This window comes from Nocardia ninae NBRC 108245, from assembly GCF_007990755.1.
Lineage (GTDB): Bacteria > Actinomycetota > Actinomycetes > Mycobacteriales > Mycobacteriaceae > Nocardia > Nocardia ninae.
The window spans coordinates 1-26,807 of sequence record NZ_BJXA01000041.1 but is presented as its reverse complement, the minus strand read 5'-3'; the positions used below and the strand labels follow the sequence as shown (position 1 = coordinate 26,807).

The following is a 26,807-nucleotide window of genomic DNA, read 5'->3' as shown; positions in this document are numbered from 1 at the left end:
ACTCGGCTTCTCCGATGGGCGCACTCGGCGCCACGCCCGTACCGAAGGGCCGCACCCGTCATGAGCCGCGCCGGCGCACCGCCGGCGGCGAGGAGCTGGCGTAGTGCAAGTGCTGGACATACAACCCAGCCGCACCGGCTACGAGTACCGGCTCACTCCTCGCTCGTCTCGGCGGCCAACGCGACCAGTTCTTTGCGTACCGCCGCGAGCAGCCGGTCGGCGTCGGTGCCGCCACCGAGCAGGCCGACGGCCAGGCGCCCGTGGAAGGTGTACACGAGGAAGGTGACTGCGGCGGATGCGCCGGTTGAGGGGCGAGGGTGCGCGGAGAGGTAGACGATTTCGTAGTCGGTGAATACAAGACCCGCAGGTGTTCGGAAACGCGGCACGGCCCCGGTGTTGGTGATCGCGACATGACCGGCGAGGGAGTGAATTCGGCTGGGGCCGAAGAAGTCGGGAAAGTGCAGCACCGACTGTTGCACGACGCCTTCGGCCAGGTCGTCGCGGAGCCGTTTCGAAACCCGCTGGGCCAGTTCCAGAATGCTCTCCGAGAAGTCGATGTCGGCGGCGAAGGACGCGAGTCCGGCCATGTTGGTGCCCTCGGCCGGTGCCACCCGCGGATCGAGTCGCGGGCGCATGTCCACCGGATACAAACACCCCAACGTCACCGAACCACCTGCGGCGTCGGCACTTTCGGAGGCATACGCGCGCAGCAACGCGGCGGTGATCAACCCGTTGACGCTGACGCCCCGCTGATGGCCGAGCCCGACGATCCGCGCTGTCAGCGCCTCATCCAGCAGAGCACGCGTCGGCCGGGCAAGCGAAGCAGGTGCCCGTTCACCAGCCGGGACAGCCTGCGCTTCCGGCGGCAGGGGCCGCGTCACATCCTCGAAGCCGGTCACCTCTCCGGCAGCGATGCCACGTTGCGCCACATGCCATTCCAACGATTGCGGATAGTCCTGTGGCACCACACTTATCGGTGTGGATTCGACGATGTCGGTGTAGAAGCCCCAGAACCGCGACAACAGTTCGACGCAATGCCCAGCGTCGGCGATGCTGTGGTGCGCATACAGCGTCACCCGCCACCGATCGCCCTCAGCCACCACCGCATCCAGATAGGCCAGCTGCATCGCCGGGTCCGCCGCAGTAGCGGGCAAACCCACAGTCTGCACATCACCCTCGACCACCGACGCCGCGACGTGCGAATCCTCCGGGCGCAGTAGATAACCCGCCCCGGCCTCGTCCTCCACGATCCGGCAGAGCACCACCGGATACGCCAGCTGTAATGCGGCGAAGGCCTCTTTCAACGCCGCCGCATCGAGCTTCCCCGTCACCGACACCGACCGGCCCGTGTAGGTGCCGTGCCGAACAAACCGCTGTTCCGACGGTGCCAGCACGCGCACCACCGCATCCTCATCCCGCAACACCTCGCAAGCGTGCGGCAACACCGGCGGACGCGCAAACCGCAGGATGCGCCAGACTGGCAGGCATGAGTCTCGCCGCGCATCTGGAAGAACTCGGCCGCCCCCTGGTCGAGCATCAGCTCGACCACCCCACGGTCGCGGGCATCGCCAAGGGCGACCTGCCCGAGCCGATCTTCCGCTCCTGGCTGGAGCAGGACTACCTCTTCCTGCTCGACTACGTTCGTGTCTTCAGCCGCCTGGCCTGGCAGGCTCCGGCGGCCCATCTCGGCGATCTGGTGGACCTGGCGCACGCCACCTACCACGACGAACTCGCACTACACCGCTCGCTGGCCGCGGAGTTCGGCGCCGACCTGGGCGGTGCCGCCAAAGGCCCTGCCTGCCAGGCCTATACGACGTTCCTGCTCGACTCGGCCGCCAGCTACGCCGAGGGTCTCGCCGCCCTGTACCCGTGCATGTGGGGCTACTCCACCCTGGGTGCCCGCCTCGCCGAGAACCCACCCGCCGAACCGCGCTACCGCCGCTGGGTCGACACCTACGCCGACCCCGGCTTCGCCGACCTCACCCGCCGCTGCGCACAGATGATCGACGAAGCGGGCGCTGACCCCGCCAGGGCCGAGCAGCTGTTCTTGGAAGGCATGCGCCACGAACTCGCTTTCTGGGACGTTCCCGCCTGAGCCTGTGCGAGATCAGCCGCGCGGCTGAATCGGCTGCGCAGGTGCGAGCAGCCCGACGCTGAGCGCCTGCCCCGCATGCCTTTTCAGCCGCGCTGCTGACCGCCTATGCCACACCGTTGGTTCGTCGCACACCTTCAGTGCGGCAAACCGAGGTTCAGGGACGCAGAACAATCTTGCCGCGCGTGTGCCGCTGCTCGAGCTCCCGGTACGCCTCCTGCACCTTGTCGAGCGGATACGCCCCGGCGATCGGCACTTCCAGGGTGCCCGCCGCGGCGAGGTCCGCCAATTCGGTGAGCACATCGATGGTCCCCGCGGCGGCATTGCCGTCGCCTTTCACGCCGTACTTCTCGACGGCGGCAAAGTTGATGATGGTGTCGATCCGCTCGATCGGCACGCCGAGTTCGACGGCGATGTCCACGTAGTCGGCGCCGAACGTATCGATGAACGCGTCCACACCCTTCGGCGCAGCGGCCCGGAGGCGCTCGATCAGTCCGTCGCCGTACGCGACCGGTGTCACGCCGACCTTCCGCAGCCAGTCGTGGTTGGCCGCGCTCGCGATACCGATCACCTCGGCCCCGCGCGCACGCAGCAGCTGCACCGCGATCGAGCCGACGCCGCCCGCGGCGCCGGACACGGCGACCGTATCGCCCGCGTTGGCCTCCACCGCCCGTAGCGTCGCGAAAGCCGTTGTCCCCGCGACATAGAGGGCACCCGCGACATCCCAGTCCAGTCCGGCGGGCTTGGGCGTCACCTGGTCGACGGGCACCACCACATGCGTCGCGTGGCTGGCCCGATTCTCGGTGAACCCCAGCACCTCATCACCGACCTCGACTCCGCCGACGCCGTCTCCGATCTCGACGATCCGCCCGGCGAAGTCGCTCCCCTCCCCCGAGGGAAACGTCGCGGGCCATTGCTCGCGGAACACCCCGCTGCGGATGTACGCCTCACCCGGATTGATGCCCGCCGCGACCACCTCGACCACCACCTGCCCGGGCCCGGCGGTCGGCGTCGGCACCTCGACCACCTTCAACTCTTCGATTCCGCCATATCGATCGAACTGCACCGCTCTTGCCATGCTCGGCTCCTCGTTTCGGTGACTTACGGCATTTCGAGCGTCAACCGCGCGCCAGGACCGGTTCATTCCCATCGGCCCGCGCCCGAAATCGATCGTTCCGCACCGGGACTCTGCGCGCACCCATGTCGTCAAGCCCGCTGAACGCACACGCACCGCGTCGGCCGATTCGTTGCGCTCCGGCAGCCGGTCTACACACCTGGACCGCTGTTCTGCGAATCAAGGGAGACCCCTATGTACCGTCCCGCCGTGACAACCCGCGACGAGTGGCTGGCCGCCCGCACGAGCCTGCTGGCCGAAGAGAAGGCGCACACGCGCCGACAGGACGAGCTCGCCGCGAAACGCCGCGCCCTGCCGATGGTCGCGGTCGACAAGGACTACGTATTCGAAGGCCCCACAGGCGAACTCACGTTACGAGACCTGTTCGAGGACCGCCGCCAGCTCATCGTTTATCACATGATGTGGCGGTGGGATCTGGATGCGGGCTGCCCGAGTTGCGCGGTATTGCTCGACAACGTCGGGCATCTGGCGCACCTGCATGTCCAGGACACCAGCTTCGCCGCGGTGTCGCGCGGCCCATGGGACACGCTGAGCCGATATCACGAGCGGATGGGCTGGCAGTTCCCGATGTACTCGTCGTACGGCAGCGACTTCAACTACGACTACCACGTCACCATGGACGAGTCCGTGCGCCCGGTCGAATACAACTATCGCACCAAGGCGGAGATCGAAGCCAAGGGCAATACCTACCAGATCGACGGCGAACAGCCGGGCACCAGCGTCTTCTGGCGCGACAACGACGGCGCCGTCTTCCACACCTATTCGGCCTACGCTCGCGGCGGCGACGTCCTCATCGGCACCCACAACTACCTGGACTTCACCCCGCTCGGCAGGCAACGGCACGTCGGCGAGGCGCTGCATCACGACAGCTACGGCACCGATGCCGCGCACTGCCACTGAACAATTGCGGCGCGATCACGCACCACCGCCTACTCTGACCAGTGTGGGTGCGGAGAATGTGCGGGCGTCTGATGCCGACCGCGAGAAAATCGTCGAACGACTGCGTTGGGCGATGGACGAGGGCAGGTTGACCCTGCACGAGTACGACGACCGGCTGCAACAGGTGTACGCCGCCAAGACCTATGGCGAGCTGACACCCCTGCTGTCCGATCTGCCCGCGCACCGCGGTTCGCGCGCGGCGCAGGCGAAGCCGGTGCCGCAGTGGGTCGTCATCATGTGGACGCCCTGGGTGTTCGTGAACATGCTGTGCCTGCTGATCTGGGCGGCCACCGGCATGGGCGACTTCTGGCCGTTCTGGGTGGCGGTGCCGTGGGGTTGCGCACTGCTCATCCCGACGGCGATCGGAATCATCGTGCGCGGCAACGGTTCCGGACCGCAGCAGCCACCGATGCCACCGATGCCGCCGCTGCCACCTGTCCCGCCGAGGCGCTGAAACCGAGGCGACGGAGGGCGCAACGACAAACGACCCGCACCGATCACTCGGTGCGGGTCGTCCATTCGAGTCTCGCGAAAGCCTCAGGACCCCAGCAGATGCTGGGCCAGGTAGCCTTCGACCTTGTCCAGCGCGATCCGCTCCTGCGCCATCGAATCCCGCTCGCGGATGGTCACCGCCTGATCGTCGAGCGTGTCGAAGTCGACGGTGATGCAGAACGGGGTGCCGATCTCGTCCTGGCGCCGGTAGCGGCGGCCGATCGCGCCCGCGTCGTCGAACTCGACGTTCCAGTTCCGGCGCAGTTGCGCCGCAAGGTCTTTGGCCTTCGGCGTCAGATCCGCGTTGCGCGACAACGGCAGCACGGCCGCCTTGACCGGGGCCAGCCTACGGTCCAGCCGCAGCACCGTGCGAGTGTCCACGCCGCCCTTGGCATTCGGCGCCTCGTCCTCGGCGTAGGCGTCGACCAGGAACGCCATCAGCGAGCGGGTCAGGCCGGCCGCGGGCTCGATGACGTAGGGGATGTAGCGCTCGTTGGTGGTCTGGTCGAAGAAGCTGAGCTCGGTGCCCGAGTGCTCGGAGTGCGTCTTCAGGTCGAAGTCGGTGCGGTTCGCGACGCCCTCGAGCTCACCCCACTCGTTGCCCTGGAAGCCGAAGCGGTACTCGATGTCGGTGGTGCCTGCCGAGTAGTGCGACAGCTTTTCCTTCGGGTGCTCGTAGAGCCGCAGGTTGTCCGGGTTGATGCCCAGATCGGTGTACCAGGAGAAACGGGTCTCGATCCAGTACTTGTGCCACTCCGCGTCCTCGCCCGGCTTGACGAAGAACTCCATCTCCATCTGCTCGAACTCGCGGGTGCGGAAGATGAAGTTGCCGGGGGTGATCTCGTTGCGGAAGCTCTTGCCGATCTGGGCGATACCGAACGGCGGCTTCTTGCGCGCGGTGGTCATCACGTTGGCGAAGTTGACGAAGATGCCCTGCGCGGTCTCGGGACGCAGGTAGTGCATGCCGTCCTCGGACTCGATCGGGCCGAGGTAGGTCTTGAGCATCATGTTGAAGTCGCGCGGCTCGGTCCACTTGCCGACGGTGCCGCAGTTCTGGCACGCGAGCAGTTCCATCGAGACGGTGTCCGGGTCGTCGATCTTGTGCTTGAGCGCGTACGCCTCCTGCAGGTGGTCCTGCCGGAAACGATGATGGCAGTTCAGGCACTCCACCAGCGGATCGTTGAACACACCGACGTGGCCGGAGGCCACCCACACCTGACGCGGCAGGATCACCGACGAGTCGAGGCCGACGATGTCCTCGCGGCTGGTGACCATGGACCGCCACCACTGCCGCTTGATGTTCTCTTTGAGCTCGACACCCAGCGGACCGTAGTCCCACGCCGACTTGGTGCCTCCGTAGATCTCACCGCTCGGGTACACCAGACCCCGGCGCTTGGCGAGGTTGGCAACGGTGTCCACCTTCGACTTGGGTGCCACGCGAGAATTCTCCATCCACTACGAGTCGGATTGTGCGTTCAGGCTCTTGTTTTGCGTGTACGCAACGATACGAAGACAGACTATCGGCCCTGCCTGACCGACTTTCCACCGCACGCCCAACCTCCTGCGCTTCGCGGAAAATCCCGCTCCCCCGGCGCGCCCGTTTGACATGCGCAACTATGCATATCAAAATGGGATCGCTTTCCAATAAGGAGTTGGTGCCATGACCGCCGAGACCGCCGCCGCCCATCCACACAACCCGTACCGCTCGCCCGCGCCCGCGCTGGTCCCGGCGCGGACCGTCCTGGAGGACGCAGGCGAGTTACTTCGAGCCCTGGCCGCACCCGTCCGCATCGCCATTGTGCTGCAACTGCGCGAGTCACCGCGCTGTGTGCACGAATTGGTGGACGCGCTCGGGGTGACCCAACCGCTGGTGAGCCAGCATCTGCGCATCCTCAAGTCCGCGGGCGTCGTACACGGCGAGCGGTCCGGTCGCGAGGTGCTGTACGAACTCGTCGACGACCACCTCGCACACATCGTGGTCGACGCCGTCGCGCACGCCGAGGAAGGGTAATTCGTGTCAGAGAACACTGTCGTTCCGCAGAAGCCGGTCGGCATCCGCAGCACCAGACAGCGCAGTGCGATCGCCGCACTGCTCGGTGATATCGAAGAGTTCCGCTCCGCGCAGGAACTGCACGACGAGTTGCGCAAGCGTGGCGAGGGCATCGGCCTGACCACGGTCTATCGCACGCTGCAGTCGCTGGCCGACGCGGGCATGGTCGACGTACTGCGCACCGACACCGGCGAATCGGTCTATCGACAGTGTTCTACCGGACACCATCATCATCTGGTGTGCCGGCATTGCGGGCGCACCGTGGAGGTGGAAGGCCCGACTGTGGAGGCGTGGGCCGGTGCCATCGCGCGCGAACACGGTTTCACCGAGGTCAGCCACACCATGGAAGTGTTCGGCACGTGCCGGGCCTGTGCGACCGCGGGCAATGGCGACGGCCGCGTGGTCGAGTAGTCCGCTCAGCGGACCGCGCCCTGGTTAACACCGCCCCTCCCCGGACAGATTTCAACGCGAGCCCGAGAACGCCCGGACTGAACCGGGTGTCGAACGCTGGGTTCGCACATCTTCTGGGAGGCAGCGTGCGCTCGATTCCATCTGCGGTCGCGGCGGGTAACCGTCGAATCCGCACCGCCGCAGGAACGGTCGCGCTGATCGGCGCGACCGCGCTCGTGCTGACGGCATGCAACGACAAGGCAGGCACCGCGACACCGACCTCGGCTGTAGCCAGCAGTGCCGCAGCCACCAGCGTCGTCACCAACGGTCAGCCGGGCGGCAAAAGCGGGCAGTCGACGGTTCGGGCGGTCGGCAAGACCGGCTGGTTCGACGGCTTCGCCATCACCGTCGACACGGCCACCCTCGTGCCCGACGAATACGGCGGCGCCAAGGTGCTGATCGACATCACCTACAAGAACACCACGCTCGACAACAAGACCATGGGCAACAACACCTCACTGCTGGTCGACGACGAGGTCGACGGCGGAGCGAGCTGGGACAACCCCACGGTGCCCGGCGGTGGATCGGCGACCGGCAAGGTGACCACACCGGTCGAGTCCGCCAAGGACGCCGAGCACCTGCTCGACACGATGACCGTGGTCTACGGGCAGGCCTCGGACAACCAGACCAAGATTCCGCTCAGCGCCGCAGGCAAAGTCGAGAGCGTGCAGCCGAAAACCCTGCCCATCACAGGCACGCTGGTGCAGGGCCACACCACGATCGAGGTGACCGCGGGCAAGCTCGACCCGAGCTACGCCAAGAACGAGCGCGGCAAGAACGAACTCGCGTTGCACATCAAAATTACTGGCGGACAAGGGGTTCCCGCCGGCGGGGCGAACATCTTCACCGAGTACTTCTCGTTGAAGACACCGGACGGGAAGACCGTCGTCGCCGACGACCGCAGCCCGATCAACGAGTTGCTAGACGCGGGCAAGACCATCGACAATCCGAAGAACTACGTCGTGTTCGTCTTGCCGACACCCACCACTGGCGACTACGTGCTGAGCTACAACAGCCAGAAGGAAGAGGGCGCGGCCACCGCACCAACCTTCGCGTTCACGGTGAGCTGAGATTCGCCACACTGACGTCGAAGTCGGCCGGCGGCGCAATCGCTGACTGAAACTCGATGAATGCAAACCGTCGAGAGCCACCTCCTGAATGGAGGTGACTCTCGACGGTGCAGGCTTACTCAGCCCGCGGCGACGGGAACCGGTGCTGGGCTTGCGGTTTCAGCGGTGTGGCGACCACGCAGTGCGCCGACGCCCAGTAGTGCGAGTGCAGCGACGGACCAGATCAGCAGCACCGCAAGGGGACTCGCAGCGCCCGCGCCGTCGAAGAAGGCGACGGAGCGAAGCAGGGAGGCGGCGGCGCCGGGCGGCAGGAACTGGCCGATGGCGCCCCACGGCTGCGGGAGCAGTTCCGGGGCCGAGGTGGCGGCGGAGAACGGGTTGCCGATGAGCAGCATGGTCAGTGCGGCAATGCCGATGCCTGCTCGGCCGATTACCGCGGCGAGTCCGACGACCGCGCCGGCGACCGCGAACGAGACGAGTCCGGCGACTGCGGACAGTTCGAGGTAGGAGCCCGGCACTACCGACATCCAACCGTGGATGATCTCCATGCCCAGCAGACCGCCGACTACGCCGAAGGTGAGCAGCCCCAACGCTTTTCCGGCGACGGTCGGGATCACCAGGCTCAGCAGTACGCCTGCTGCGATGCCCGACATCACCAGCGGCAGCACCATGGCGCCGAACGCGGTGCCGCGCGGGTCGTCGGAGTCCGCGGCAACCACATCCTCGACCCGAGGCGCCGGGGCGCCGGACAGCTGCTGGCCGATCTGCGTGAGTTGTTGCGCGACAATCGGACTCGCGCCGGAGGCGATGAGCACTCGGGGCGGCCCGTCGCCGGTCACGATCGCGCCGTAGACCTCGCGGTCCGCGATGGCGGCGCGGGCGGCGGCCTCGTCGGCCGGGCGGGAGATGTCGAAGGCGCCGGGGCTGTGCTCGGCCAGCCGGCTCGTCGCCATCTCGGCTTGCGGTCCGGTGACGGCGATGGGCAGATCGCGTGGGTTGATATTGGCGGCGGGCCAGGCGAATGCAATCAGCATCAGGGCCTGGAGCAAAGCGGCGCCGACACCGACGGCGAGCGCTCGCTGCATCGTATTCATGACGTTCTCCCGTAAATCGAATGATCGTTCTCTTTCGATGCGGATATCGTCGCGCGCGGCCACGAACTTGTCAAGAACGGATGTTCGTTTTACTTTGGAGGCATGCCAAGAGTCAGCGAAGAACACCTGGAACGTCGCAGGCAGCAGATCCTCGAGGCGGCCCGCCTCTGCTTCGCACGCAAAGGCTTCCACGAGACCTCCATGCAGGACGTCTTCGCCGAATCAGGGCTGTCGGCCGGGGCGGTGTACCGCTACTTCAAGAGCAAGAACGACATCATCGCGGTCTTGGCCACCCAGACCACACTCCCCCTGCGCGCGCGGATGACCGAACTGATCCGCGCCGATCCCCTGCCCACGCCGGACGTGCTGGTCGCCACCCTCGCCCGGCACATGGTCGCGAACAGCGGACCCGACGGACCGCTGCGGCTGGCCCCCCAAGCGTGGGCACTGGCGCTCATCGACCCCGACGCGGGCCAGTACGTGAAAGAGGCGATCCTCGGCCTCCGCGACCGCTGGTACGAATACACCGAGCGCATGCGCGACGCAGGGTGGATCCCCGCCGACGCCGACATCCACGCGGTGGCCACCGCCATCATGGGCGTACTGCCCGGATTCATCTTGCAGCACTTGATAATCGGGGATGTCGACCCCGAAACGCTGGCCCGCGGGATCCGCACGCTACTGCCCTACGGGATCCCGGACGCCTGACAAAGTACGCGGCATCCACCCTGCCTGTGCGCGCGGGGAGGTCGGCCCGCCATCGGCGGCGCCAGTGCGGGCTCGCCGTCCGATCAGAGGCTGAACGCGATCCCGCGCAGGATCAGCGCGACGATGAATACCACGGTGAATGCCAGATCGATCGCCATCCCGCCGGCGCGGATCGGCTTCAACACCCGCCGAACAGGTGCGATCACCGGCTCGGTCGCGGCGTGCGCCAGCTCGCGGGGACGGTTGGCCCAGCTCGGATTGTTGCCGAGTGCCGTCATCCAGTCGAACACCATCCGAGCCAGCAGCAACACGATGAACACCGTCAAGGCGTACCCGAGCAGGGTCCCGATGAGGCTCATGTCCAACTCCTTCGTGGTGGCCGCGTTGGCCCTCTCACCAGTCTCAACGCGGCAGACGGGGTCAAAAGTGTCGCGTTTGCCGGGTTCTCAGCCGACTATCAGGTCGGTTCCGGCAAGCACTGTGGACAAGGGGCCTGAACGGCAACGACTCGTTCGCCGACGGGCCCGTCCCCCAGAAACTACCGGCAGTCCGATCCGTTCCAGGCCATTGATCGCGGACTACACCTGTGTAAGTGTCGGAACCTCATGGGATGAATCTGTTCGTCGAAAGGGAAAACCGCAGTGACCGTTTCGAAGAAGACCGCCGCCACCGTGACCACGCTCGGCGCGTTGACCGCCGCGATCGCCCTCGCCGCCCCCACCGCGGGCGCCGCGGTCACCCGCATCGATATCGCACCCGGCCTGAGCTTCGGTAGCTCCGGTTCCTACGGCACCGGCTGCTCCTACACGGTCACGGCGACCGCACGACCGGGCGTCGCGGTGGTCTTCCTCGACGAGGTCGACGGAAACCGGACCGACACCACGTTCAAGCCGGTCGGTCCGGTCGCGGACGCCTCCGGCAAGGCCAGCACCACTTGGACCCCGGCCAAGAAGGGTGAGCACAAGATCTGGGCGGCCGAATACATCGCGGGTGAGACCTACTTCCTCACCTCGGTGACCGTCGGCACCGGCATCAACGCCGGCCCCGCCTGCGTCGTGCTGCCGTAATCAACCAGCGCACAGCCGCAGTCGAAAAACCCTTGCGGCGCAGAGTCACAGCCATCCGAGCCGTTCGGCGGCACGAACGGCTTCGGCGCGGGTAGTGGTGCCGGTTTTGCCGATAGCGGCCGACAGGTGGTTGCGGACAGTGCCTTCGGAGAGGTGCAGCTGTTTGGCGATGGCGCCTGCGGTCGCCCCGTCGGAGGCGGCGGACAGGACCTCGCGTTCGCGTGCGGTGAGCGGAGAGGTACCCGCGGTGAGGGTTTCGGCGGCCAGGGCGGGATCTACGACCCGCAAGCCCAGGTGGACGCGGCGAACGGCATCGGCGAGCTCCCTCGCTGGGGTGTCCTTGACGACGAAGCCGCTCGCTCCCGCGTCGATGGCCCGACGCAAATAGCCGGGCCTGCCGAAGGTGGTCACCATCAGGACACGCACACCGGGATGAGTGGCGTGCAGCCGCGCGGCGACCGAAATGCCGTCCAGGCCGGGCATTTCCACGTCCAGTAGCACCACATCGGGATTCGTGCGCGCGACCGCGTCGGGCACCTCGTCGCCGCGACCGACCTCCCCGACCACCTCCAGGTCGGATTCCAGCCCGAGCAACGCCGCGAGCGCACCACGCACCAGCGCTTGATCGTCGGCGAGCAACAGCCGGATCATCTGGCCCACTTCCTGTTTCGATATCGCCCCGCGCTCGGGGACGGTGACTCGACGGCCTTACTCGGGGACCGTGGCACGAACACGCACGCCCCCTTCCGCAGGCGCGGACAACGTCAACGTTCCGCCGACGGCCATGACGCGCGCGCGAAGACCGGTCAGCCCAGCGCCGGACGCCGCGCTCACCCCCAGGCCACGACCGTCGTCGACCACCTCGATGCTCGCCGCCGTGACCGTCACCGTGCAGTGCCGGGCCGCGCTGTGCCGGATCACATTGGTGATCGCCTCGCGCAGCACCCAGCCGAACAATTCACTGTGCGGTACGTCCGCTGCGTCCGGCAGCTCGGCGGCGATGTCCGCAGCAGCCAATGCCGTTCTCGCATTGGCGAGTTCGCCGCGCAGCGTGACCTCACGCAACCCGCCGACGGTATCGCGCACCCCCGCCAGCGCCTCCCTGGCGAGTCGCTCGATATCGGCGAGCTCGGTCTTCGCCCGACTCAGGTCGAGATCGATGAGTCGTTGCGCGAGTTCGGTTTTCACCGTGATCACGGTCAGCGAGTGGCCGAGGATGTCGTGCACGTCGCGGGCCACGCGGTTGCGTTCGGCCACCAGCTCGAGTTCGGCGCGCTGGCGCCGGGCCAGCTCCGCGAGTCGCTCGCCGCGCAGCCCGAGCTGCCTGGCCACCCAGATGCCCGCGGGGATGAAGGCCAGGTAGAACGTCCCATCGGCCAGCCTCCGGCCGGGCGCGAGCACCGGAAGCAGCAGCAGCGCGGTCATCACGAGGAGGACGACGTAGCCGGATTCGCGCTGGGTCAGGTGAAATATTCCGATCACCGCGACGTAGATCACGGTGGGCAAGGCGACGGCACCGAGCAGCAGCACCAACGCCACGTGCAGTGCCACCAGCGCCGCGAGCACCAGCCAGATCCGCCGGTCGGTCGGCTGCTCCTCGAGGAGATCGCCGGGACCCGATCGTGGGAAACCTCGGATAGAACCGACGATGAGCGCCGCGAACGCGAGCAGACATACCGCCGCGAGGCCGGCGGTGGCCGCCTCCCCGCGCGACCACCGCTGCACGATCGGGGCGATCAACCACCCCAGCCACACGACCGCGAGCAGCACGCCGAACCAACCGCGTCGGCCGGGACGCACCGCGAACGACTGATCCTCGAGCGCGCGGTCGATCAGGCTGGACACACCGCCCGCGCGCAGCTTGGCGAGCCCGGACTTCACGCCCATCCCGCACTCCTGGCACGCGACAGGACGCGCCGGCTAGCTCGCGGGCCTCGGTCGATCACGAGGACAGACGGTACCGAACCCGGCTCGGTCAGCCTCGGCACAGTCCGTCCCGGGACCGACGCGAGAACTGTGCTCCGCACCGATCCCGGGATGGCGCGTCGCGGCCGTCCACCCCGCGAGCGGGACGGCCGTGCCACGCCCGATAGTTCAGCGTGCGGTGTCACGGCGGAACAGCATCGCCGATCCCCCGACGAACACCGCGGCCCAGCCGACGACATTCAGCACCGCCAATACGATCGACCCCGCACTGGTGTCGCCGAACGGCACCCGCGCCAGCGTGGCGACGCCGTTGGTCGGGAACACCTTCGACACCGTGCCGAACCACCCGTGCAGCGGAACGAACAACCCACCCGCGAAGGACAGCGCCGCGAGCAGCGGGCCGAGCAGTTGCATGACATTCTCCGACGGCAGCAGATAGCCGACGAACAGCCCGAAGGCCGCGAAGACCAGCGAGGTGAGCCAGGCGAGCAGAAAGCAACTCACCCACGCGACCGGTGTCAGCTGGGCGCCGAGCGCGGCACCGACGACGAACACTGCGGTGACCGACGCCAGCCCCAGCACCATCGCGACGGCGACCTTGGTGGCGATGTAGGCGACCGGACGCAGTGGGGTGAGCCGCAGTTGGCGACTCCAGCCCTGCGCACGCTCGATCGCCACCATCGCGCCACCGCTGGTGGTGGCCAGCAGCGCGCCGTAGACGGCCATCGACACCATGACGTAGCCGGTCACGTTGCCGGAGCCGAAAGACTGTGTCCGGAAATCGGATTGCAGGCCGAAGATGACGAAGAACAGCGGCGGTAGGAGCAGCGTGAAGATCAGTGTCCGGCGGTTGCGCAGCACGCGGCGCAGTTCGACGCGCAGGAAGCCGACGCTGAAGCCGCCGAGCGGGGTGCGCCGGTGCCGCGATACGGCCGGTGGGGTAAGGGTTGTCATCTCAGTTGTCTCCGGTGGTGAGCGCCAGGAACGCGGATTCGAGGTTGTGCGAGGTGATTTCGAGGTCGGTCGCCATGGTTTCGGTGAGCAGGTAGCGGGCTATCGCATCGGAGTCCTTGGTGTGCACGACGATTCGCTCGCCGCGCACCTCGACGTCGTCGACGCCGGGCATGGCGAGCAGCGCGGTGGGCACGGCGCCGGGCAGGGTGGCAGTGACCGAACGGCCCGCAGCCAGGTTCTTGATCTCGGCGGCGCTACCGTCCGCGACCACCCGCCCGGCCCGGACCAGCACGATCCGGTCTGCGTAGGCGTCGGCCTCGTCCAGGTAGTGGGTCGCGAACACGACGGTGCGGCCGCGCCGAGAGTCCTCCCGCATCGCGTTCCAGAAGTCCCGGCGCCCTTCCACGTCCATGCCGGTGGTCGGCTCGTCGAGCACGATGAGGTCGGGATTCGGCAGCAGCGCTAGTGCGAACCTCAGCCGTTGGCGCTGCCCGCCGGAGCATTTGCCGACCATGCGGCCCGCGATCTCGGCGATGCCCGCCCTGGCCAGCACCTCGTCCACCGGACGCGCGCACGCGTACAACGCGGCGACCATCCGCACGGTCTCCCCGACGGTGAGATCCGGTAGCAGCCCGCCGGATTGCAGCACTGCCGAGATCCGGCCTACCGCAAGCGCTGCCGCGGGCGAGCCACCGAACACCTCGACCGTGCCGGAGTCCGGCATCGCCAACCCGAGGATCATGTCGAGGGTCGTGGTCTTACCGGCCCCGTTGGGCCCGAGGAACGCGACGATCTCGCCCGGCTCGATGACGAGATCGAGCCCGTCGACAGCCCGGACCGCGCCACCATTCGGTACCGAGAAACTCTTACGCAGATCGTGCAGTTCGATCGCCGGCGTCGCCGCGTGCCTAGGCCGCGAACCGCCGGCCGCGGCGAAGACGGCCGCGGTCGTCAGTGCTGATGTCATGCCCTAACGTTCGCGCACCAGCGCTCCGAAAACCCCGCACGCATGTCACGAGAATCCCATGACAGTTGTCATGGGGCGGGGATCAGGGCAGCAGACCCTGGCGAGCCCGCCCGGCGCCGGACAGCACGAGGACCAGCATGGTGGCCAGCGCTTGGTCGTCGAGTCCGGCGGCGGGGAAGGTGTAGCGCAGGATGATGTCGGCGAGTTTGTCGTGCGCGATGACGGTGAGCGAGCCGAATTGCAGCGCGTTGTTCCGCTCGGCTACCCGCTTGTGCAGCTGGGGTTTGATCGGGCGGTCCCAGGCGAGCACGCAGGTGAGCGTGAGCACGTCCAGGCCGGGCGCGAGACTCACCGCGCGCAGCGAGCACAGCGCGCCCTCGTACTCGAAACCGATCGAGCCTTCGGGGTCGACGCGCACGTCGATGTCGTAGAGCGACAGACAGGCGCCTGCGCGGGCTTGCAGTTCGTGTTCCGGGGTCACCGATGATTCCATGTCCGCGCCGCCGTTCATTTCGTGCCGCCGAAGCGGCGGTCCCGCGAAGCGTACTCGAGGCACGCGGCCCACAGGTTGCGCCGGTCGAAATCGGGGAACAGGGTGTCCTGGTAGACGTATTCGGCGTAGGCGGACTGCCAGATGAGGAAGTTCGAGCTGCGGAACTCACCGGAGGGGCGCAGGAAGAGGTCCACGTCCGGCATGTCCGGCTCGTCCATGTACTTCGCCAGCGTCGCCTCGGTGACCTTCTCCGGATCGATCTCCCCCGCCGCCACCCGTCGCGCGATTTCCCTTGCCGCGTCGGCGATTTCGGCGCGCCCACCGTAGTTGACGCACATGGTGAGGGTCATCACCGTGTTGTCCTTGGTCAGCTCCTCGGCGACCTCGAGTTCGTTGATCACGCTGCGCCACAACCGAGGTCGCCGCCCGGCCCAGCGCACCCGTACGCCCATCTCGTTCATCTCGTCGCGGCGGCGCCGGATCACGTCACGGTTGAAGCCCATGAGGAAGCGCACCTCCTCGGGGCTGCGCCGCCAGTTCTCAGTGGAGAAGGCGTAGGCCGAGAGCCACTTCACGCCGATCTCGATACACCCCTCGACGGTGTCCATCAGCACGGCCTCGCCGCGTTCGTGGCCCGCGGTGCGCGGCAGTCCGCGTTCCTGTGCCCACCGGCCGTTGCCGTCCATCACCAGCGCGACGTGGTTGGGCACCAGCACGGCCGGAATTTCCGGCGGACGCGCGCCCGAGGGGTGCTGCGAGGGCGGACGAACAGTGCGGGGTGCGCCCGACTTGGTCGCGGTGGAGGAGTCTCGGCGGAGGATCACGGCCCCTATCCTGCCTGATGGTTGTGGAGGCCTTGTGAAGGTCTCCGCCCACCCGGGGATCAGGCGGGCGAGCGCACCGGGCTCGACCGCTCGATCAGCGGCAACGTCCGCAACTGCCGTTCCAGGTGCCATTGCAGATGCGCGGCGACCAGGCCGCTGGCCTGCCTGCGCACCCCGTCGGGCACCGTCTCGATGTAGGCCCATTCCCCGCGCAGCAGCGCGACGAGCAGATCGAGCACCCCTGCGGCCGGTGTCGCCGCACCCGGCGGGCGGCAGTGCACGCACACCGCTCCCCCGGCCGCGACGTGGAACGCCCGATGCGGGCCCGGCGTCGCGCACTTGGCGCATTCGTCCAGTGCGGGCGCCCAGCCCGCGAAACCCATGGCGCGCAACAGGAATGCGTCCAGGATCAACTCATGGGGCCGTTGCTTGGCGGCGATGGCGCGCAACGCGCTCGCGGTGAGCGCGTGCAGTCGCGGCGCCGGGGCGCGCTCCTCGCCTGCCAGCCGTTCGGCGGTTTCCAGCACCGCGCAGGCTGTGGTGTAGCGACCGTAGTCGTCGATGATGTCGGCGGCGAACGCCTCCACGGTGTGCACCTGGGTGACCACGTCCAGTGTGCGTCCCGGATGCAGCTGCACGTCGATGTAGGCGAACGGCTCCAGCCTGGCCCCGAATCTCGATTTGGTGCGGCGCACCCCCTTGGCCACCGCGCGCACCAATCCGTGCTGGCGCGTCAGCAACGTGACAATGCGGTCCGCCTCGCCCAGCTTGTGCTGGCGTACCACCACCGCCACATCTCGATACAAACGCACGACTCATCCTCGCACGAGGACCCGACAGCCTTCGGCAGGCGCGGCATCACCTCTGCCACTTCCCCGACGAATCCCCCATGCGGGTCGGCGCACTGACCTATTCTTTTTCTCTACCGCACTGCTCGGGAGGGGTTTTCGGATTTGGACGACCTACTTGGTACCGGAACCGCCGCCGGGTTCCGGGCCACTCGCGAACTACTCGGCCTGCCGGTGCCCTGGTGCGCCCGGCTCTTCGCCGTCGCCGAACGCACCGTGGAACGGTGGGAACGGGGCGCCTTCCAGATCCCGGACACGGCGGCCCGCGAGCTGGCCGAGATCGCCGACGAGACCGAACAGGTCGTCGAGGCGATGGTCGACGCCATCGGCGCCGGCGAGATCTCCCCGCGCCTGCACACCTATCGCACCAACGACGACTACTGCAGGCACGAGCCGGACACCCGCTATCCGGCCACCTGGCACCGGGCCGTCTGCGCCCGGGTCATGGTCGAATTACCGCAGGTAGAGCTGCAATTCGTGGAGTAAGAACGTGGTGCGGATTCAGGTCCGCACGATGCCGGAGATGAGCAGCAGCACCGACTGCTGGGCTTCGGCGCGGGCACGGTCCGGGTCGTCGGCGTGCGCGACGATCAAGGCCGACTCGGTGAGCGCGCTGAGCAATAACTGGGCAAGAACCTGAATGGGAGCGTCGGCGATCAGACCCGCGGCGCGGGCACGTTCCAACTGCGCGGTGATCATGCCGAGGCCGTGCTGATTCTCGAATTCACGCCAGGCCTGCCAGCCCATCACGGCAAGCGCGTCGGTGAGCGCGATACGCAGCATGGCGGGGCGCTGGCAGATCTCCAGGAAAACGCTGAGGCCCACTGCCATCCCGGCCATCACATCATCGGGATCGACTGCGGCGATGGCTTTTTCGATCTCCTCGGTGGTCTCCACCTCGATCTGTTCCAGCACCGCGAGGAACAGGCCGCGTTTGTCGCCGTAGTGGTGGTGCAGCGCGCCGCGGGTGACCCCGGCCTCGGTGACGAGCTCCTCCGCCGAGGTGGCCGCGAAGCCGCGCTCGGTGAACAGCCGCCGTCCGGCCTGTTCGAGCGCGGCCCTGGTGGTGCGGGAACGGTCCTCCTGGCTACGGCGTCGCATGCAGCCGAGTGAACTCCAGGATCGACTCGGTGAGCAACTCGGGCTGGTCTTCCGGCAGGAAGGTGTACGAGTCGTCGATGACCTTCAATGTCGCGTGTGGCAGGTCCCTGGCCAGGCGTTCGGCGTACGACATCGGGAAAATCTTGTCCTCACGCGCCCACACCAGCAGCACCGGGATATCGACCGACGGGAAGCGGGACGCGGCTTCCAGCGTGTAGCGCCGGTGCGCGTTTTTCAGGAACAGGCGCAAATCTTTTCGGACGGCGCCGGACTGCTGCGGGCCCGCCAGATAGGAGTCGGCGATCTCCGGCGGTACCCGGCGCTTGGCGACCATCCCGAACACCAGTGGCGTCTGGTGCAGCGCACGAATGCGCGCCAACTCGATGACCGGCCGCATCGAACCCGGGATCCGCGCCAGCCAGGACAACAGTGCGAACGGTTTCGGGAGGAAACCCTCATAGCTGTCGACCGCGGCGAGCACCACGCGGCCGATCCTGGCCGGGTGACGGGTCATCAGCACCTGGGTGATCGCGCCGCCGGTGTCATTGGCGACCACGGTGACGTCTTGCAGGTCGAGACGCTCGAGGAAGGCTGCGATGAGATCGGCGACGCCGGATGGGGTGAGGTCCGCATCGGGCATCGCGATCTGGTGGGCGCCGAGCGGCCAGTCGGGGGTCAGGCAGCGGTGGCCTGCGGCGGCGATGCCGGGGACGACTTTGCGCCACAAATCGGAGTTGACGAGCAGGCCGTGCACGAAAACCACCGGGGAGCCCTGGCCGGTGTCGTGGTAGCGGATGCGGCCGCCGGGCAGGTCTACCTCGCGGGCGGGGCCGAGTTCGGTGCTGATTCCCATCGTTCCTCCAGAGCGTTGCGGTGGGTTCACTTTTACATACATTCGGTATGTATGTCTATTGTCCCGTCCATCGGCCCAGATAGACGAACTAGTCACTTGACCAGGTGCGCGATACCGTCTTCCGAAAGTGCGACGAGAGGGAGCTCACGATGACGGTGCCCGACCCCACTCGGCAGGCGGCCGAGACGCAGACCGGTGATCTCGGACTGGCCGATCACGCCGCCGCCCTCGCGCAGGGCACGCTCAGCTCTGTTGCCGCCGTCGGCGCCGCTCTCGATCGCATCGAGGCCGCGCAGTCGACACTCAACGCGTTTCGGATCGTGCGCCGGGAGCGCGCGCTCGCCGAGGCGGCCGACGCCGACCGGCGCCTCGCGGCAGGCGAACGGTTACCGCTGCTGGGTGTGCCGGTCGCGGTGAAGGACGACACCGACATCGCCGGTGAGCCGACCGCATTCGGTTGCGGCGGCAGCTTCGCCCCGAAAACCGAAGACGCCGAATCGGTTCGGCGGCTACGCGCGGCCGGCGCGGTGATCGTCGGCAAGACCAACACCTGCGAGCTCGGACAACTCCCGTTCACCAGCGCGGCCGCCTTCGGCCACACCCGCAACCCGTGGTCGGCCGACCATACGCCCGGCGGCTCCTCCGGCGGATCATCGGCGGCGGTCGCGGCCGGATTGGCCCCTGCCGCACTGGGTTCCGACGGTGCGGGCTCCATCCGCATCCCCGCATCATGGACCAACCTCGTCGGCATCAAACCGCAGCGCGGCCGGATCTCCACCTGGCCGCATGCCGAAGCGTTCTACGGACTCACCGTCAACGGGCCACTGGCCCGCACCGTCGCCGACGCGGCCCTACTGCTCGACGTGGCCGCAGGACCGCACGACGGCGATTTACACACTCCCGCACCGATTTCCGCAAGCGCGGCCATCGGCCGCGATCCCGGCAGACTGCGCATCGCACTCTCGCTACGCACCCCGTTCACCGCGACACGGACCGCACTGGACCCCGAGGTAGCGGCAGCGGTGCGACGCATCGGCGACACCCTACGCAAGTTGGGCCACACGGTGACCGTCGCCGACCTGCACTACGGACTGCTGATCGGCGCGTCTTTCCTGCCGCGATCGATGGCCGGTATCCGCGCGGCACACCAGAAATTCCCTGGCGCCCAGGTGGATCCGCGCACCATCGCCAATACCCGGCTGGGCAGACTCCTCGACGGACCCGTCCTGTTCGCCGCCCGCCAGGCAGAACCCTTGCTGCACAAGCGCATCGGCAGCTTCTTCCACGACTACGACCTCGTCCTAGCCCCCACCACCGCGACACCTCCCCCGCGTGCCGAGGACATCGACGGCATCGGCGTGCACGCCACCAACAACCTGATCACGGCCGCCTGCCCCTACACTTGGCCGTGGAACGTCCTCGGCTGGCCGAGTGTGAACGTGCCCGCCGGGTTCACCGAGGCTGGACTGCCGGTCGGCGCCCAGCTGATGGGCACGGCGGCCACCGAACCGTTGCTGATTTCAGTTGCCGCGCAACTGGAGTCGGAATTGCACTGGGAACGGGAACGCCCCACCCCGTGGTGGCTGTCTCGCTGAAGCCCGCCGCCGGTCTTGCCGGACCCCATGACCGCACACAGCCGCAGCCCAAACCATGGTAGCTGCCTCGCTGACGCCCCGCCGGCGGTCATGCACGGCCCACGGCAGCACGCAGGCGCGGCCCAACCCATGGTGGCTGTCTCACTGCGGAGGCACCCCCGCCTCCGCCCTCGAAGCGAGAACACCCCGCAGGCCGGCACAGCACGGCCCACCGGATTCGCGATCCACCGCGGGCCCTCCGTCGAGATGAAATGCCGCACCTTCTTTCGGGACCCGCACTCGCTCTAGGGCCCTGGAGTCAGTGCAGATCCCGAGAAAGGGTGCGGATTTCGGGGTTCGGCGGTCATGCTGGGGCGGGTTCGCTCGCGGTACCGCGGCCGACACCCGCACCCGTACCCGCTGCGCGCAGCCGCACCTGCACCTGCATCCGCACCTGCACCCGCAGCCCGCAGCCGCACCTGCACCCGCAGCCCGCAGCCCGCAGCCCGCAGCCGCATCGCACCTGCACCTGCACCTGCAGCGCGCAGCCGCACCCGCGCCGCGCCCGCACCGAAAGCCTGGGACCCATCGGGACGAATTTTGTGCGGCTCACGCAACGCGACCATGACAAATTCCACCGGCGCGTCAGCGCGGGCTGACGAGGACTCGGACGAAACCTCGACCGTCGGCCAGCGAGGTCAGCGCTTTGCCGATCACCGCGCCGAATGCACGTGCGGGTTCGGTGACCCGGCGGCAGTGGCCGGGCGTCGCCGATGTGGTGAGTAGGTCGCCGGGGCGGATGGGTGCGCTGTCGGCATCGGCCGCACACCACACCTTGCCCATCAGCGCGATATGCGCGCTGTTGTCCTGCCGGTCCAGCACGATGGCCGGTTTCACACCGCCCGCGCCGGATACGATGCCTGCCACGGCCGTGTCGTAGTCGCGGGTGCACGGGTGAACTTCGCCGTCCGCGCCGAGCACGACGACCAGCCCCTCCGCCACGGTATCGTCGGTCGTGGTCAACGCCTCCGCGTAGTCCGCACCTTCGAGCATGAGATCGCCTCTTACGGTGACCTTTCCGGTGATGTAGACATTGCCCTCGAAGAACCCCGCATCACCCCCGCCGGTGTTGACGCCAACCACCGCGCCATGGTTCCGGTTCTTCGACCACCCCCGGACACCCTCGCCCTCAGCACTTTCGAAGAATCCCGCGGTGCCGCCGCCAGTGTTGACCCCGACCACCGCGCCATGGTTCGGATTCTTCGACCAACCCCGAACCCCCTCCCCCTCAGCACTTTCGAACCACCCACCATTCCCCCCAGGAGCAGCCGAATTGTTCACCCCGACGACACCGGCACCCGGACCCTGGCCATCGCCACGAACACCGAATCCGGTACTACTGGTTCCCAGCACACCGACCCCGTCCGCCGTATGCGCACCGGCCACGGCAGGCACATCGGTGACCGTCGAATCCCCGTTGACATTGCCCATAACGAATCCTCCCCATCTGACATGACTTACGGATCGAGCCATCCGACTTGTCGCGTCGGCGGAACACGCCTCCAGACTGGCGGCCGACCGGCCTCGGAGGACACGGTTCGGTCCGTCCAACGGACCCCGGAAGGTTGTTGCGCGAACACTGGAGCAGCGCGACGGGCAACCGGCCGTCGATTCGGTCGTGTCCGGTGTGCCCACCGTCTGACTCGGGGCGCCGAAAGAACTGGTCTGGCCGCGATTATCCGCAGTTTGCGCGAGGTGTCGGACAGCGGTGGCATCATCGAGGGCTACGAGGTGGATCGGACAGCGCATCCTTGCGACAGGGGGCACATGAGCGCGGAACTCGTTGCGGTCAGGCTCGGTACCGCGCTGGTGGGGCGGGCGGCGCAGCTGCTGCTGGCGAAACAGCAAAGCGACCAAGCTCGGCGCTCCGATATGGACGACCTGATCCGGCAACACATTCCTGGCTTTCGCCCGCAGCGCAGCGTCAAGCGACAGTTCGAACAGATCGCGGACGCGGTGGCCGAACGGCTCGAACCCATGCTCGCCCATGAGTTTCGCGGGATGAATGAGGGTGAGCACACGGCGGTCGTCGATGCGGTGGTGGACACCTTCGAGCAGGCCGATCTGTCCGATGCCGCGATCTTCGCGTCGAATGCCGATCCGGCGCAGTTGGCCCGGCGAATGCGCGAAACGGTACGGACGCCGGATTGGCTCAGCGCCGCGGGATCGGCGCTGTACGAACAGCTCGTCGCGGAATGCTGCGACTGTTATGTGCAGATCGTGCGCCACCTGCCGGTGTTCGTCGAACGGGCGGTGCCCGAGTTGCTCAGGCGCGTCGACAGATTGGGTAGTGAGGTCGGGCAGGTCCTCGAGCGACTGCCCAAGCGCTCGCTGTACGCACCGGACGGCAGCGACCACGACGCCGCCTTTCGCCGCGAGTATCTCGAGCTGATCAGCCGGACACTCGACGAGGTGGAACTATTCAGTTTCGCGGTCGAACAGCCTTTGCGGACAAAGCTTTCCGTTGCCTACGTCAGTCTGCGAGTGGTCGGCCAGAACTACCTGTGGTTCGGTGACAGGCGCCAGGCCGATGAACAAGGACTCGGCGGCGGACGAGTCGAGGCAGCTTTGAGCCGAAAGCTGCGAATCCTGCTGCGCGGCGAAGCCGGATCCGGCAAGACGACACTGCTGCGCTGGTTGGCGGTCACCGCGGCTCGCGCGACGTTCACCGGCGACCTCGCCGGATGGAATGGGCTGGTCCCGGTGCTGCTCAGGCTGCGCAGCTACACCGCTCGCGAGCTACCCAAGCTGCACGAGCTGCTCGATGACGCGGCGGGGCCACTGACGAGCCACATGCCCGACGCCTGGGTTGATCGTCAACTGGCGAGCGGCCAGATCTTGTTGCTGGTCGACGGCGTGGACGAACTTGTTCCCGCAGATCGCGACAAGGTCCGGCAGTGGATCACTCTGCTACTCAACGCCTACCCGCTGACCAGGATGGTGGTTACCTCCAGACCAGCTGCCGCCCACCACGATTGGCTCGCCACTACCGATTTCACGCCGGTCGAGCTCGAGCGAATGACACAGTCGGATCTGAATGCCTTCGTCCGCCAATGGCATCAAGCCGTCGGCGAGAGTGGACAACGTCTGCCGTGCGCACCGACGGAATTGCCCGACTACGAACGCGCCCTGATCGCCAGTATCCGGGATCGCCCACATCTGCAGGCGTTGGCCGCGAACCCGCTTCTTGCCGCGATGCTGTGTTCGTTGCACCTGAGGCGTAAGCGACAGCTGCCGCGCAATCGCATGGAGCTGTATCAGATCGCGGTTGATCTGCTCGTGCAGCGGCGCGATGCGGAGCGGCATATCCCCAGCGCGCAAGGGGCTTCGCTCAGCTTGACCGACAAGGTCACCGTGCTCCGCGATCTGGCCTGGCGTTTGTCGGACAACAATCTCAACGAAGTCGACATCGGCAGGGCCGCAGGATATGTCGCCACGAAGATCGCGTCCATGCGCCATCTGGAGGTCGACCCGCGGGACGTATTGGACTATCTGCTCAATCGATCGGGCATCCTGAGATCCCCTGCCGACGGCCGAATCGACTTCGTGCACCGAACCTTTCAGGAATATCTCGCGGCAGCGGAGGCCGCCGCGCAAGATCGCATCGGCAACCTCGTCGGACGCGCTCATCTGGACGTATGGCACGACACGGTCATCATGGCAGCCGGCCACGCCAACAGCAGCCAGCGCGGTGAGCTGATCACCGGCCTGCTCGACCGCGCGACCGACGACGACCGTAACGAGCGACACCTACGGCTGCTGGCCGCGTCGTGCTGGGAAACGATCGAGTCGCTCTCGGGCGAACTGGCCCAGCGGCTGGACGAGACGATCGCCGGGCTCGTCCCGCCGCAGGACCTCGATGAGGCTGCTTCGCTCGTGGCCGTCGGCGAGCCGTTGCTGCGATATCTGCCGAAGAATCTCGAGGAGGTTCCCGACGTGAGCGCGATGACGACGGTGCGGACGGCAGCACTCATCGGTGGGCCTGCCTCATTGCGGTTGCTGGGCGGCTACACCGAGGACACGCGAGAAGAAATACGGCAGGAGCTGATCGCCACCTGGGACTACTACGACCCGACCGAATACGCCGATGAAGTACTCGCCAACTTCCCGCCGGAGCCCGGTCTCGACCTCTGGCTGTTTCGCCCGCGCCAGTGGAAGCCCACCGTTCGGCTCGACAACCTCCGATCCTTGATCGTGGAATTCCCCTCGAGCATCGGCACACTGGCAGCCGACGGACTACCAGCAGCCCCTCTGCTCTCGTTGTTCCGGCTGACCGGAGTCAATGATCTGCGGGCGCTGGCCGCTGCACGCGACCTCGGCTACCTCCGCAAGCTGGTGCTCGCCACGAATGACCATCAGGCAGTGCTCGACGGCCTGGACGGGCTGGCAGCATGCACCGGCCTTCGCCACCTTCAGTTGGTGGGCTGGAAGTCGCTGCCGCAGTTGACCGCAGCATCGCTACCTGTTCAGCTGCGATCGCTCGGCCTCGAGCCGGTTCCGGCGGAATACGATCTGACCTGCCTCGTGGATCTGAGCGAGCTCAGTCTCAGCGGCGAGGGCGCACCCACCGCACTCACCACAGTCGGCGGAGCATTGCACCTCGAAAGCCTGACCCTGGCCGATTGCGATCTCGTCGACAACCTGCCCACACTGGCCGCCACGCTGCCCCAGCTCCGATCACTGGAGTTGGCTGCGGTCACTCTCCCGGATGACCTCACACCCTTCGGCGATTTCCCACTGCTGGAGACGATTTCGCTGAAGGACTGTGCCGGGGTGGATGGCCGCGCGGTTGATCTGGCTTCCATCCCAGAGCCGAAGGCGCCCCGGCGATTGATCGTGACGCCCATGGCACGGCGACGACGGGAACGGTGATGCCGAAGGCGACACCGTTAGTCGCCCGACTCTCAGAACCCCAGCTTCCCCAACTGCTTCGGATCCCGCTGCCAATCCTTGGCCACCTTCACATGCAGGTTCAAATAGATCCGCGTCCCGAGAATATGCTCGATTTGGTGGCGAGCATTCGTCCCGACCTCTTTCAGCCGAGCCCCACCCTTACCGATGATGATGGACTTCTGGCTGGGCCGTTCGACGTAGAGGATCGCATGCACATCGAGCATGTCCTCCCTCTCCTCGTACGGCAGGATCTCCTCGATCACCACCGCCAACGAGTGCGGCAGTTCGTCCCGAACACCTTCCAGCGCCGCCTCACGAATGAGCTCGGCCATGAGGGTTTCCTCGGGCTCGTCGGTGAGCTCACCATCGGGGTAGAACGCAGGCCCCTCAGGCATTTTCGAGGCGATGACGTCGACGAGCACCTCGATCTGCTCGCCCTTGACCGCGGACACCGGCACCACGTCGGCGTCGGGGCCGAGCAGGTTCGACAGCGCGAGGAGTTGTTCGGCGATCTGGTCCCGGCCCACCTTGTCGATCTTGGTGACCACGCCGAGCACGGTGGTCTTGGGCGCCATCTGCTTGATCTGCGCCACGATCCACTTGTCGCCGGGACCGATCTTTTCGTCGGCGGGCACGCACAGCGTGATCACGTCGACTTCCGAATACGTATCGCGCACAAGGTCGTTCAGCCGCTGGCCGAGCAGGGTGCGCGGGCGGTGCAGGCCGGGGGTGTCGACCAGGATGAGCTGGGCGTGGTCGCGGTGCACGATGCCGCGGATGGTGTGCCGGGTGGTCTGCGGGCGCGAGGAGGTGATCGCGATCTTCTGGCCGACCAGGGCATTGGTCAGCGTCGACTTGCCGGTGTTCGGGCGACCGACGAAACAGACGAAGCCGGAACGGAATTCGGCGTTACCCTGGCCGTCAGCCACCGTGCACCTCGGCCGACTCCGCGTCGACGGCGAGCTGCGAGTCGTCGACGATCTCGAAGACCGCACCGTCCCGGTCGGTGAAGATGATCTTGGCTTCGGGCGACACTTCGCGGACCGCCGTGACCCCGTAATCGGACAACCGTCCGCCGACCACCACGGCCGCCTCGAATCCCTCTGCGCCACTGGAGATCGCGGCCGCGACCGCCGACTGCAGGGCGGTCAGGCGCAGCGCCGTCAGGCTCACCTCGCCCGCCGCGTAGGTGCGTCCGTCGGTGTCGCGGATGGCCG

Annotated in this window: 28 protein-coding genes; 11 read left to right on the top strand and 17 right to left on the bottom strand. The window is 67.1% G+C overall.

Annotated elements, in window-relative coordinates; translation table 11 throughout:
* Positions 1 to 152 precede the first annotated feature (152 nt).
* Positions 153 to 1,424 carry a phthiocerol/phthiodiolone dimycocerosyl transferase family protein gene (locus tag NN4_RS26080; protein WP_246181082.1) on the bottom strand — a complete coding sequence of 424 codons (1,272 nt, stop codon included), beginning with the start codon at positions 1,422 to 1,424 and terminating at the stop codon, positions 153 to 155.
* 62 nt (positions 1,425 to 1,486) lie between these two features.
* On the opposite strand from NN4_RS26080, the gene NN4_RS26075 reads away from it, so the two are divergent.
* Positions 1,487 to 2,095: a TenA family protein gene (locus NN4_RS26075; protein ID WP_147136625.1), complete on the top strand. Its 609-nt coding sequence runs from the start codon at positions 1,487 to 1,489 to the stop codon at positions 2,093 to 2,095.
* 154 nt (positions 2,096 to 2,249) lie between these two features.
* Here the strand turns inward: NN4_RS26075 and NN4_RS26070 are convergent, their stop codons facing one another.
* A complete protein-coding gene (locus NN4_RS26070; protein ID WP_147136622.1) occupies positions 2,250 to 3,170 on the bottom strand; it encodes an NADP-dependent oxidoreductase in 921 nt (306 codons plus the stop codon).
* Positions 3,171 to 3,416: 246 nt separating this feature from the next.
* Between NN4_RS26070 and NN4_RS26065 the strand changes: the two genes are divergently transcribed.
* Together NN4_RS26065 and NN4_RS26060 are read left to right on the top strand one after the other, a co-directional pair.
* Positions 3,417 to 4,127 carry a DUF899 domain-containing protein gene (locus NN4_RS26065; RefSeq protein ID WP_222595165.1) on the top strand — a complete coding sequence of 237 codons (711 nt, stop codon included), beginning with the start codon at positions 3,417 to 3,419 and terminating at the stop codon, positions 4,125 to 4,127.
* 43 nt (positions 4,128 to 4,170) lie between these two features.
* On the top strand, positions 4,171 to 4,620 hold the full coding sequence (locus tag NN4_RS26060) for a DUF1707 SHOCT-like domain-containing protein (protein ID WP_246181081.1): 450 nt from the start codon (positions 4,171 to 4,173) through the stop codon (positions 4,618 to 4,620).
* A gap of 83 nt (positions 4,621 to 4,703) precedes the next feature.
* On the opposite strand, the gene NN4_RS26055 is transcribed toward NN4_RS26060, so the two are convergent.
* On the bottom strand, positions 4,704 to 6,095 hold the full coding sequence (locus NN4_RS26055; protein WP_107654921.1) for a glycine--tRNA ligase: 1,392 nt from the start codon (positions 6,093 to 6,095) through the stop codon (positions 4,704 to 4,706).
* 223 nt (positions 6,096 to 6,318) lie between these two features.
* On the opposite strand from NN4_RS26055, the gene NN4_RS26050 reads away from it, so the two are divergent.
* The 3 genes from NN4_RS26050 to NN4_RS26040 all read left to right on the top strand — a co-directional run bounded on the left by NN4_RS26050 (position 6,319) and on the right by NN4_RS26040 (position 8,228).
* Complete coding sequence (locus NN4_RS26050) at positions 6,319 to 6,669, top strand: ArsR/SmtB family transcription factor (protein ID WP_107654920.1); 351 nt, start codon at positions 6,319 to 6,321, stop codon at positions 6,667 to 6,669.
* A gap of 3 nt (positions 6,670 to 6,672) precedes the next feature.
* Positions 6,673 to 7,119, top strand: coding sequence for a Fur family transcriptional regulator (locus NN4_RS26045; protein WP_147136613.1), 447 nt, complete (start codon positions 6,673 to 6,675; stop codon positions 7,117 to 7,119).
* Positions 7,120 to 7,244: 125 nt separating this feature from the next.
* Positions 7,245 to 8,228 carry a hypothetical protein gene (locus tag NN4_RS26040; protein WP_147136610.1) on the top strand — a complete coding sequence of 328 codons (984 nt, stop codon included), beginning with the start codon at positions 7,245 to 7,247 and terminating at the stop codon, positions 8,226 to 8,228.
* A gap of 119 nt (positions 8,229 to 8,347) precedes the next feature.
* Here the strand turns inward: NN4_RS26040 and NN4_RS26035 are convergent, their stop codons facing one another.
* The gene (locus NN4_RS26035; protein ID WP_147136607.1) at positions 8,348 to 9,322 is read right to left on the bottom strand and encodes a hypothetical protein; all 975 of its coding nucleotides are present in this window, start codon (positions 9,320 to 9,322) and stop codon (positions 8,348 to 8,350) included.
* 102 nt (positions 9,323 to 9,424) lie between these two features.
* On the opposite strand from NN4_RS26035, the gene NN4_RS26030 reads away from it, so the two are divergent.
* Positions 9,425 to 10,030: a TetR/AcrR family transcriptional regulator gene (locus tag NN4_RS26030; protein ID WP_147136604.1), complete on the top strand. Its 606-nt coding sequence runs from the start codon at positions 9,425 to 9,427 to the stop codon at positions 10,028 to 10,030.
* An 83-nt stretch (positions 10,031 to 10,113) separates the two neighbouring features.
* On the opposite strand, the gene NN4_RS26025 is transcribed toward NN4_RS26030, so the two are convergent.
* Positions 10,114 to 10,389 (bottom strand): YggT family protein, encoded by a 276-nt coding sequence (locus NN4_RS26025; RefSeq protein WP_147136601.1) that lies wholly within the window; start codon positions 10,387 to 10,389, stop codon positions 10,114 to 10,116.
* A 282-nt stretch (positions 10,390 to 10,671) separates the two neighbouring features.
* On the opposite strand from NN4_RS26025, the gene NN4_RS26020 reads away from it, so the two are divergent.
* Positions 10,672 to 11,097: a hypothetical protein gene (locus tag NN4_RS26020; protein WP_135235600.1), complete on the top strand. Its 426-nt coding sequence runs from the start codon at positions 10,672 to 10,674 to the stop codon at positions 11,095 to 11,097.
* Positions 11,098 to 11,142: 45 nt separating this feature from the next.
* Here the strand turns inward: NN4_RS26020 and NN4_RS26015 are convergent, their stop codons facing one another.
* From NN4_RS26015 to recO, 7 genes are all read right to left on the bottom strand, one after another.
* Entirely contained in the window at positions 11,143 to 11,748 is a 606-nt protein-coding gene (locus tag NN4_RS26015) for a response regulator transcription factor (protein ID WP_147136598.1), read from the bottom strand.
* Between the two features lie 57 nt (positions 11,749 to 11,805).
* On the bottom strand, positions 11,806 to 12,984 hold the full coding sequence (locus tag NN4_RS26010) for a sensor histidine kinase (protein WP_147136595.1): 1,179 nt from the start codon (positions 12,982 to 12,984) through the stop codon (positions 11,806 to 11,808).
* 207 nt (positions 12,985 to 13,191) lie between these two features.
* The gene (locus NN4_RS26005; RefSeq protein WP_147136592.1) at positions 13,192 to 13,977 is read right to left on the bottom strand and encodes an ABC transporter permease; all 786 of its coding nucleotides are present in this window, start codon (positions 13,975 to 13,977) and stop codon (positions 13,192 to 13,194) included.
* A gap of 1 nt (position 13,978) precedes the next feature.
* Entirely contained in the window at positions 13,979 to 14,944 is a 966-nt protein-coding gene (locus NN4_RS26000) for an ABC transporter ATP-binding protein (RefSeq protein WP_147136589.1), read from the bottom strand.
* An 82-nt stretch (positions 14,945 to 15,026) separates the two neighbouring features.
* On the bottom strand, positions 15,027 to 15,455 hold the full coding sequence (locus NN4_RS25995; protein ID WP_107654913.1) for a YbjN domain-containing protein: 429 nt from the start codon (positions 15,453 to 15,455) through the stop codon (positions 15,027 to 15,029).
* Positions 15,452 to 16,270: an isoprenyl transferase gene (locus NN4_RS25990; RefSeq protein ID WP_147136752.1), complete on the bottom strand. Its 819-nt coding sequence runs from the start codon at positions 16,268 to 16,270 to the stop codon at positions 15,452 to 15,454. The genes NN4_RS25995 and NN4_RS25990 overlap by 4 nt, the downstream gene beginning before the upstream one ends.
* Before the next feature lie 50 nt (positions 16,271 to 16,320).
* Positions 16,321 to 17,073 (bottom strand): DNA repair protein RecO, encoded by a 753-nt coding sequence (gene recO, locus NN4_RS25985; protein ID WP_135235594.1) that lies wholly within the window; start codon positions 17,071 to 17,073, stop codon positions 16,321 to 16,323.
* Between the two features lie 141 nt (positions 17,074 to 17,214).
* On the opposite strand from recO, the gene NN4_RS25980 reads away from it, so the two are divergent.
* Complete coding sequence (locus NN4_RS25980; protein WP_159080204.1) at positions 17,215 to 17,595, top strand: Aca2/YdiL-like domain-containing protein; 381 nt, start codon at positions 17,215 to 17,217, stop codon at positions 17,593 to 17,595.
* Between the two features lie 15 nt (positions 17,596 to 17,610).
* Here NN4_RS25980 and NN4_RS25975 read toward each other — a convergent pair whose 3' ends face one another.
* Together NN4_RS25975 and NN4_RS25970 are read right to left on the bottom strand one after the other, a co-directional pair.
* On the bottom strand, positions 17,611 to 18,210 hold the full coding sequence (locus tag NN4_RS25975) for a TetR/AcrR family transcriptional regulator (protein ID WP_147136584.1): 600 nt from the start codon (positions 18,208 to 18,210) through the stop codon (positions 17,611 to 17,613).
* Positions 18,197 to 19,063, bottom strand: a complete 867-nt coding sequence (locus NN4_RS25970; protein WP_147136581.1) for an alpha/beta fold hydrolase — start codon at positions 19,061 to 19,063, stop codon at positions 18,197 to 18,199. The genes NN4_RS25975 and NN4_RS25970 overlap by 14 nt, the downstream gene beginning before the upstream one ends.
* Positions 19,064 to 19,212: 149 nt before the next feature.
* On the opposite strand from NN4_RS25970, the gene NN4_RS25965 reads away from it, so the two are divergent.
* A complete protein-coding gene (locus NN4_RS25965) occupies positions 19,213 to 20,658 on the top strand; it encodes an amidase (protein WP_147136578.1) in 1,446 nt (481 codons plus the stop codon).
* A gap of 624 nt (positions 20,659 to 21,282) precedes the next feature.
* Here the strand turns inward: NN4_RS25965 and NN4_RS25955 are convergent.
* A complete protein-coding gene (locus NN4_RS25955; RefSeq protein WP_147136576.1) occupies positions 21,283 to 22,128 on the bottom strand; it encodes a hypothetical protein in 846 nt (281 codons plus the stop codon).
* A gap of 336 nt (positions 22,129 to 22,464) precedes the next feature.
* Between NN4_RS25955 and NN4_RS25950 the strand changes: the two genes are divergently transcribed.
* The gene (locus NN4_RS25950) at positions 22,465 to 25,569 is read left to right on the top strand and encodes an NACHT domain-containing protein (protein WP_147136573.1); all 3,105 of its coding nucleotides are present in this window, start codon (positions 22,465 to 22,467) and stop codon (positions 25,567 to 25,569) included.
* A 32-nt stretch (positions 25,570 to 25,601) separates the two neighbouring features.
* Here NN4_RS25950 and era read toward each other — a convergent pair whose 3' ends face one another.
* Positions 25,602 to 26,519, bottom strand: a complete 918-nt coding sequence (era, locus tag NN4_RS25945) for a GTPase Era (RefSeq protein WP_147136570.1) — start codon at positions 26,517 to 26,519, stop codon at positions 25,602 to 25,604.
* Positions 26,512 to 26,807, bottom strand: a 296-nt coding sequence (locus tag NN4_RS25940; protein WP_147136566.1) for a cytidine deaminase-like protein, incomplete at its 5' end; no start/stop codon positions are given. The genes era and NN4_RS25940, both read right to left, overlap by 8 nt.

Excerpts from the sequence above, each read along its gene's own strand:
- NN4_RS26075 (WP_147136625.1), top strand. The coding sequence starts at position 1,487 with ATGAGTCTCGCCGCGCATCTGGAAGAACTCGGCCGCCCCCTGGTCGAG.
- NN4_RS26070 (WP_147136622.1), bottom strand. The coding sequence starts at position 3,170 with ATGGCAAGAGCGGTGCAGTTCGATCGATATGGCGGAATCGAAGAGTTG.
- NN4_RS26050 (WP_107654920.1), top strand. The coding sequence starts at position 6,319 with ATGACCGCCGAGACCGCCGCCGCCCATCCACACAACCCGTACCGCTCG.
- NN4_RS26035 (WP_147136607.1), bottom strand. The coding sequence starts at position 9,322 with ATGAATACGATGCAGCGAGCGCTCGCCGTCGGTGTCGGCGCCGCTTTG.
- NN4_RS26030 (WP_147136604.1), top strand. The coding sequence starts at position 9,425 with ATGCCAAGAGTCAGCGAAGAACACCTGGAACGTCGCAGGCAGCAGATC.
- NN4_RS26025 (WP_147136601.1), bottom strand. The coding sequence starts at position 10,389 with ATGAGCCTCATCGGGACCCTGCTCGGGTACGCCTTGACGGTGTTCATC.
- NN4_RS26015 (WP_147136598.1), bottom strand. The coding sequence starts at position 11,748 with ATGATCCGGCTGTTGCTCGCCGACGATCAAGCGCTGGTGCGTGGTGCG.
- NN4_RS26010 (WP_147136595.1), bottom strand. The coding sequence starts at position 12,984 with ATGGGCGTGAAGTCCGGGCTCGCCAAGCTGCGCGCGGGCGGTGTGTCC.
- NN4_RS26005 (WP_147136592.1), bottom strand. The coding sequence starts at position 13,977 with ATGACAACCCTTACCCCACCGGCCGTATCGCGGCACCGGCGCACCCCG.
- NN4_RS26000 (WP_147136589.1), bottom strand. The coding sequence starts at position 14,944 with ATGACATCAGCACTGACGACCGCGGCCGTCTTCGCCGCGGCCGGCGGT.
- NN4_RS25995 (WP_107654913.1), bottom strand. The coding sequence starts at position 15,455 with ATGAACGGCGGCGCGGACATGGAATCATCGGTGACCCCGGAACACGAA.
- NN4_RS25975 (WP_147136584.1), bottom strand. The coding sequence starts at position 18,210 with ATGCGACGCCGTAGCCAGGAGGACCGTTCCCGCACCACCAGGGCCGCG.
- NN4_RS25970 (WP_147136581.1), bottom strand. The coding sequence starts at position 19,063 with ATGGGAATCAGCACCGAACTCGGCCCCGCCCGCGAGGTAGACCTGCCC.
- NN4_RS25965 (WP_147136578.1), top strand. The coding sequence starts at position 19,213 with ATGACGGTGCCCGACCCCACTCGGCAGGCGGCCGAGACGCAGACCGGT.
- NN4_RS25955 (WP_147136576.1), bottom strand. The coding sequence starts at position 22,128 with ATGGGCAATGTCAACGGGGATTCGACGGTCACCGATGTGCCTGCCGTG.
- NN4_RS25950 (WP_147136573.1), top strand. The coding sequence starts at position 22,465 with ATGAGCGCGGAACTCGTTGCGGTCAGGCTCGGTACCGCGCTGGTGGGG.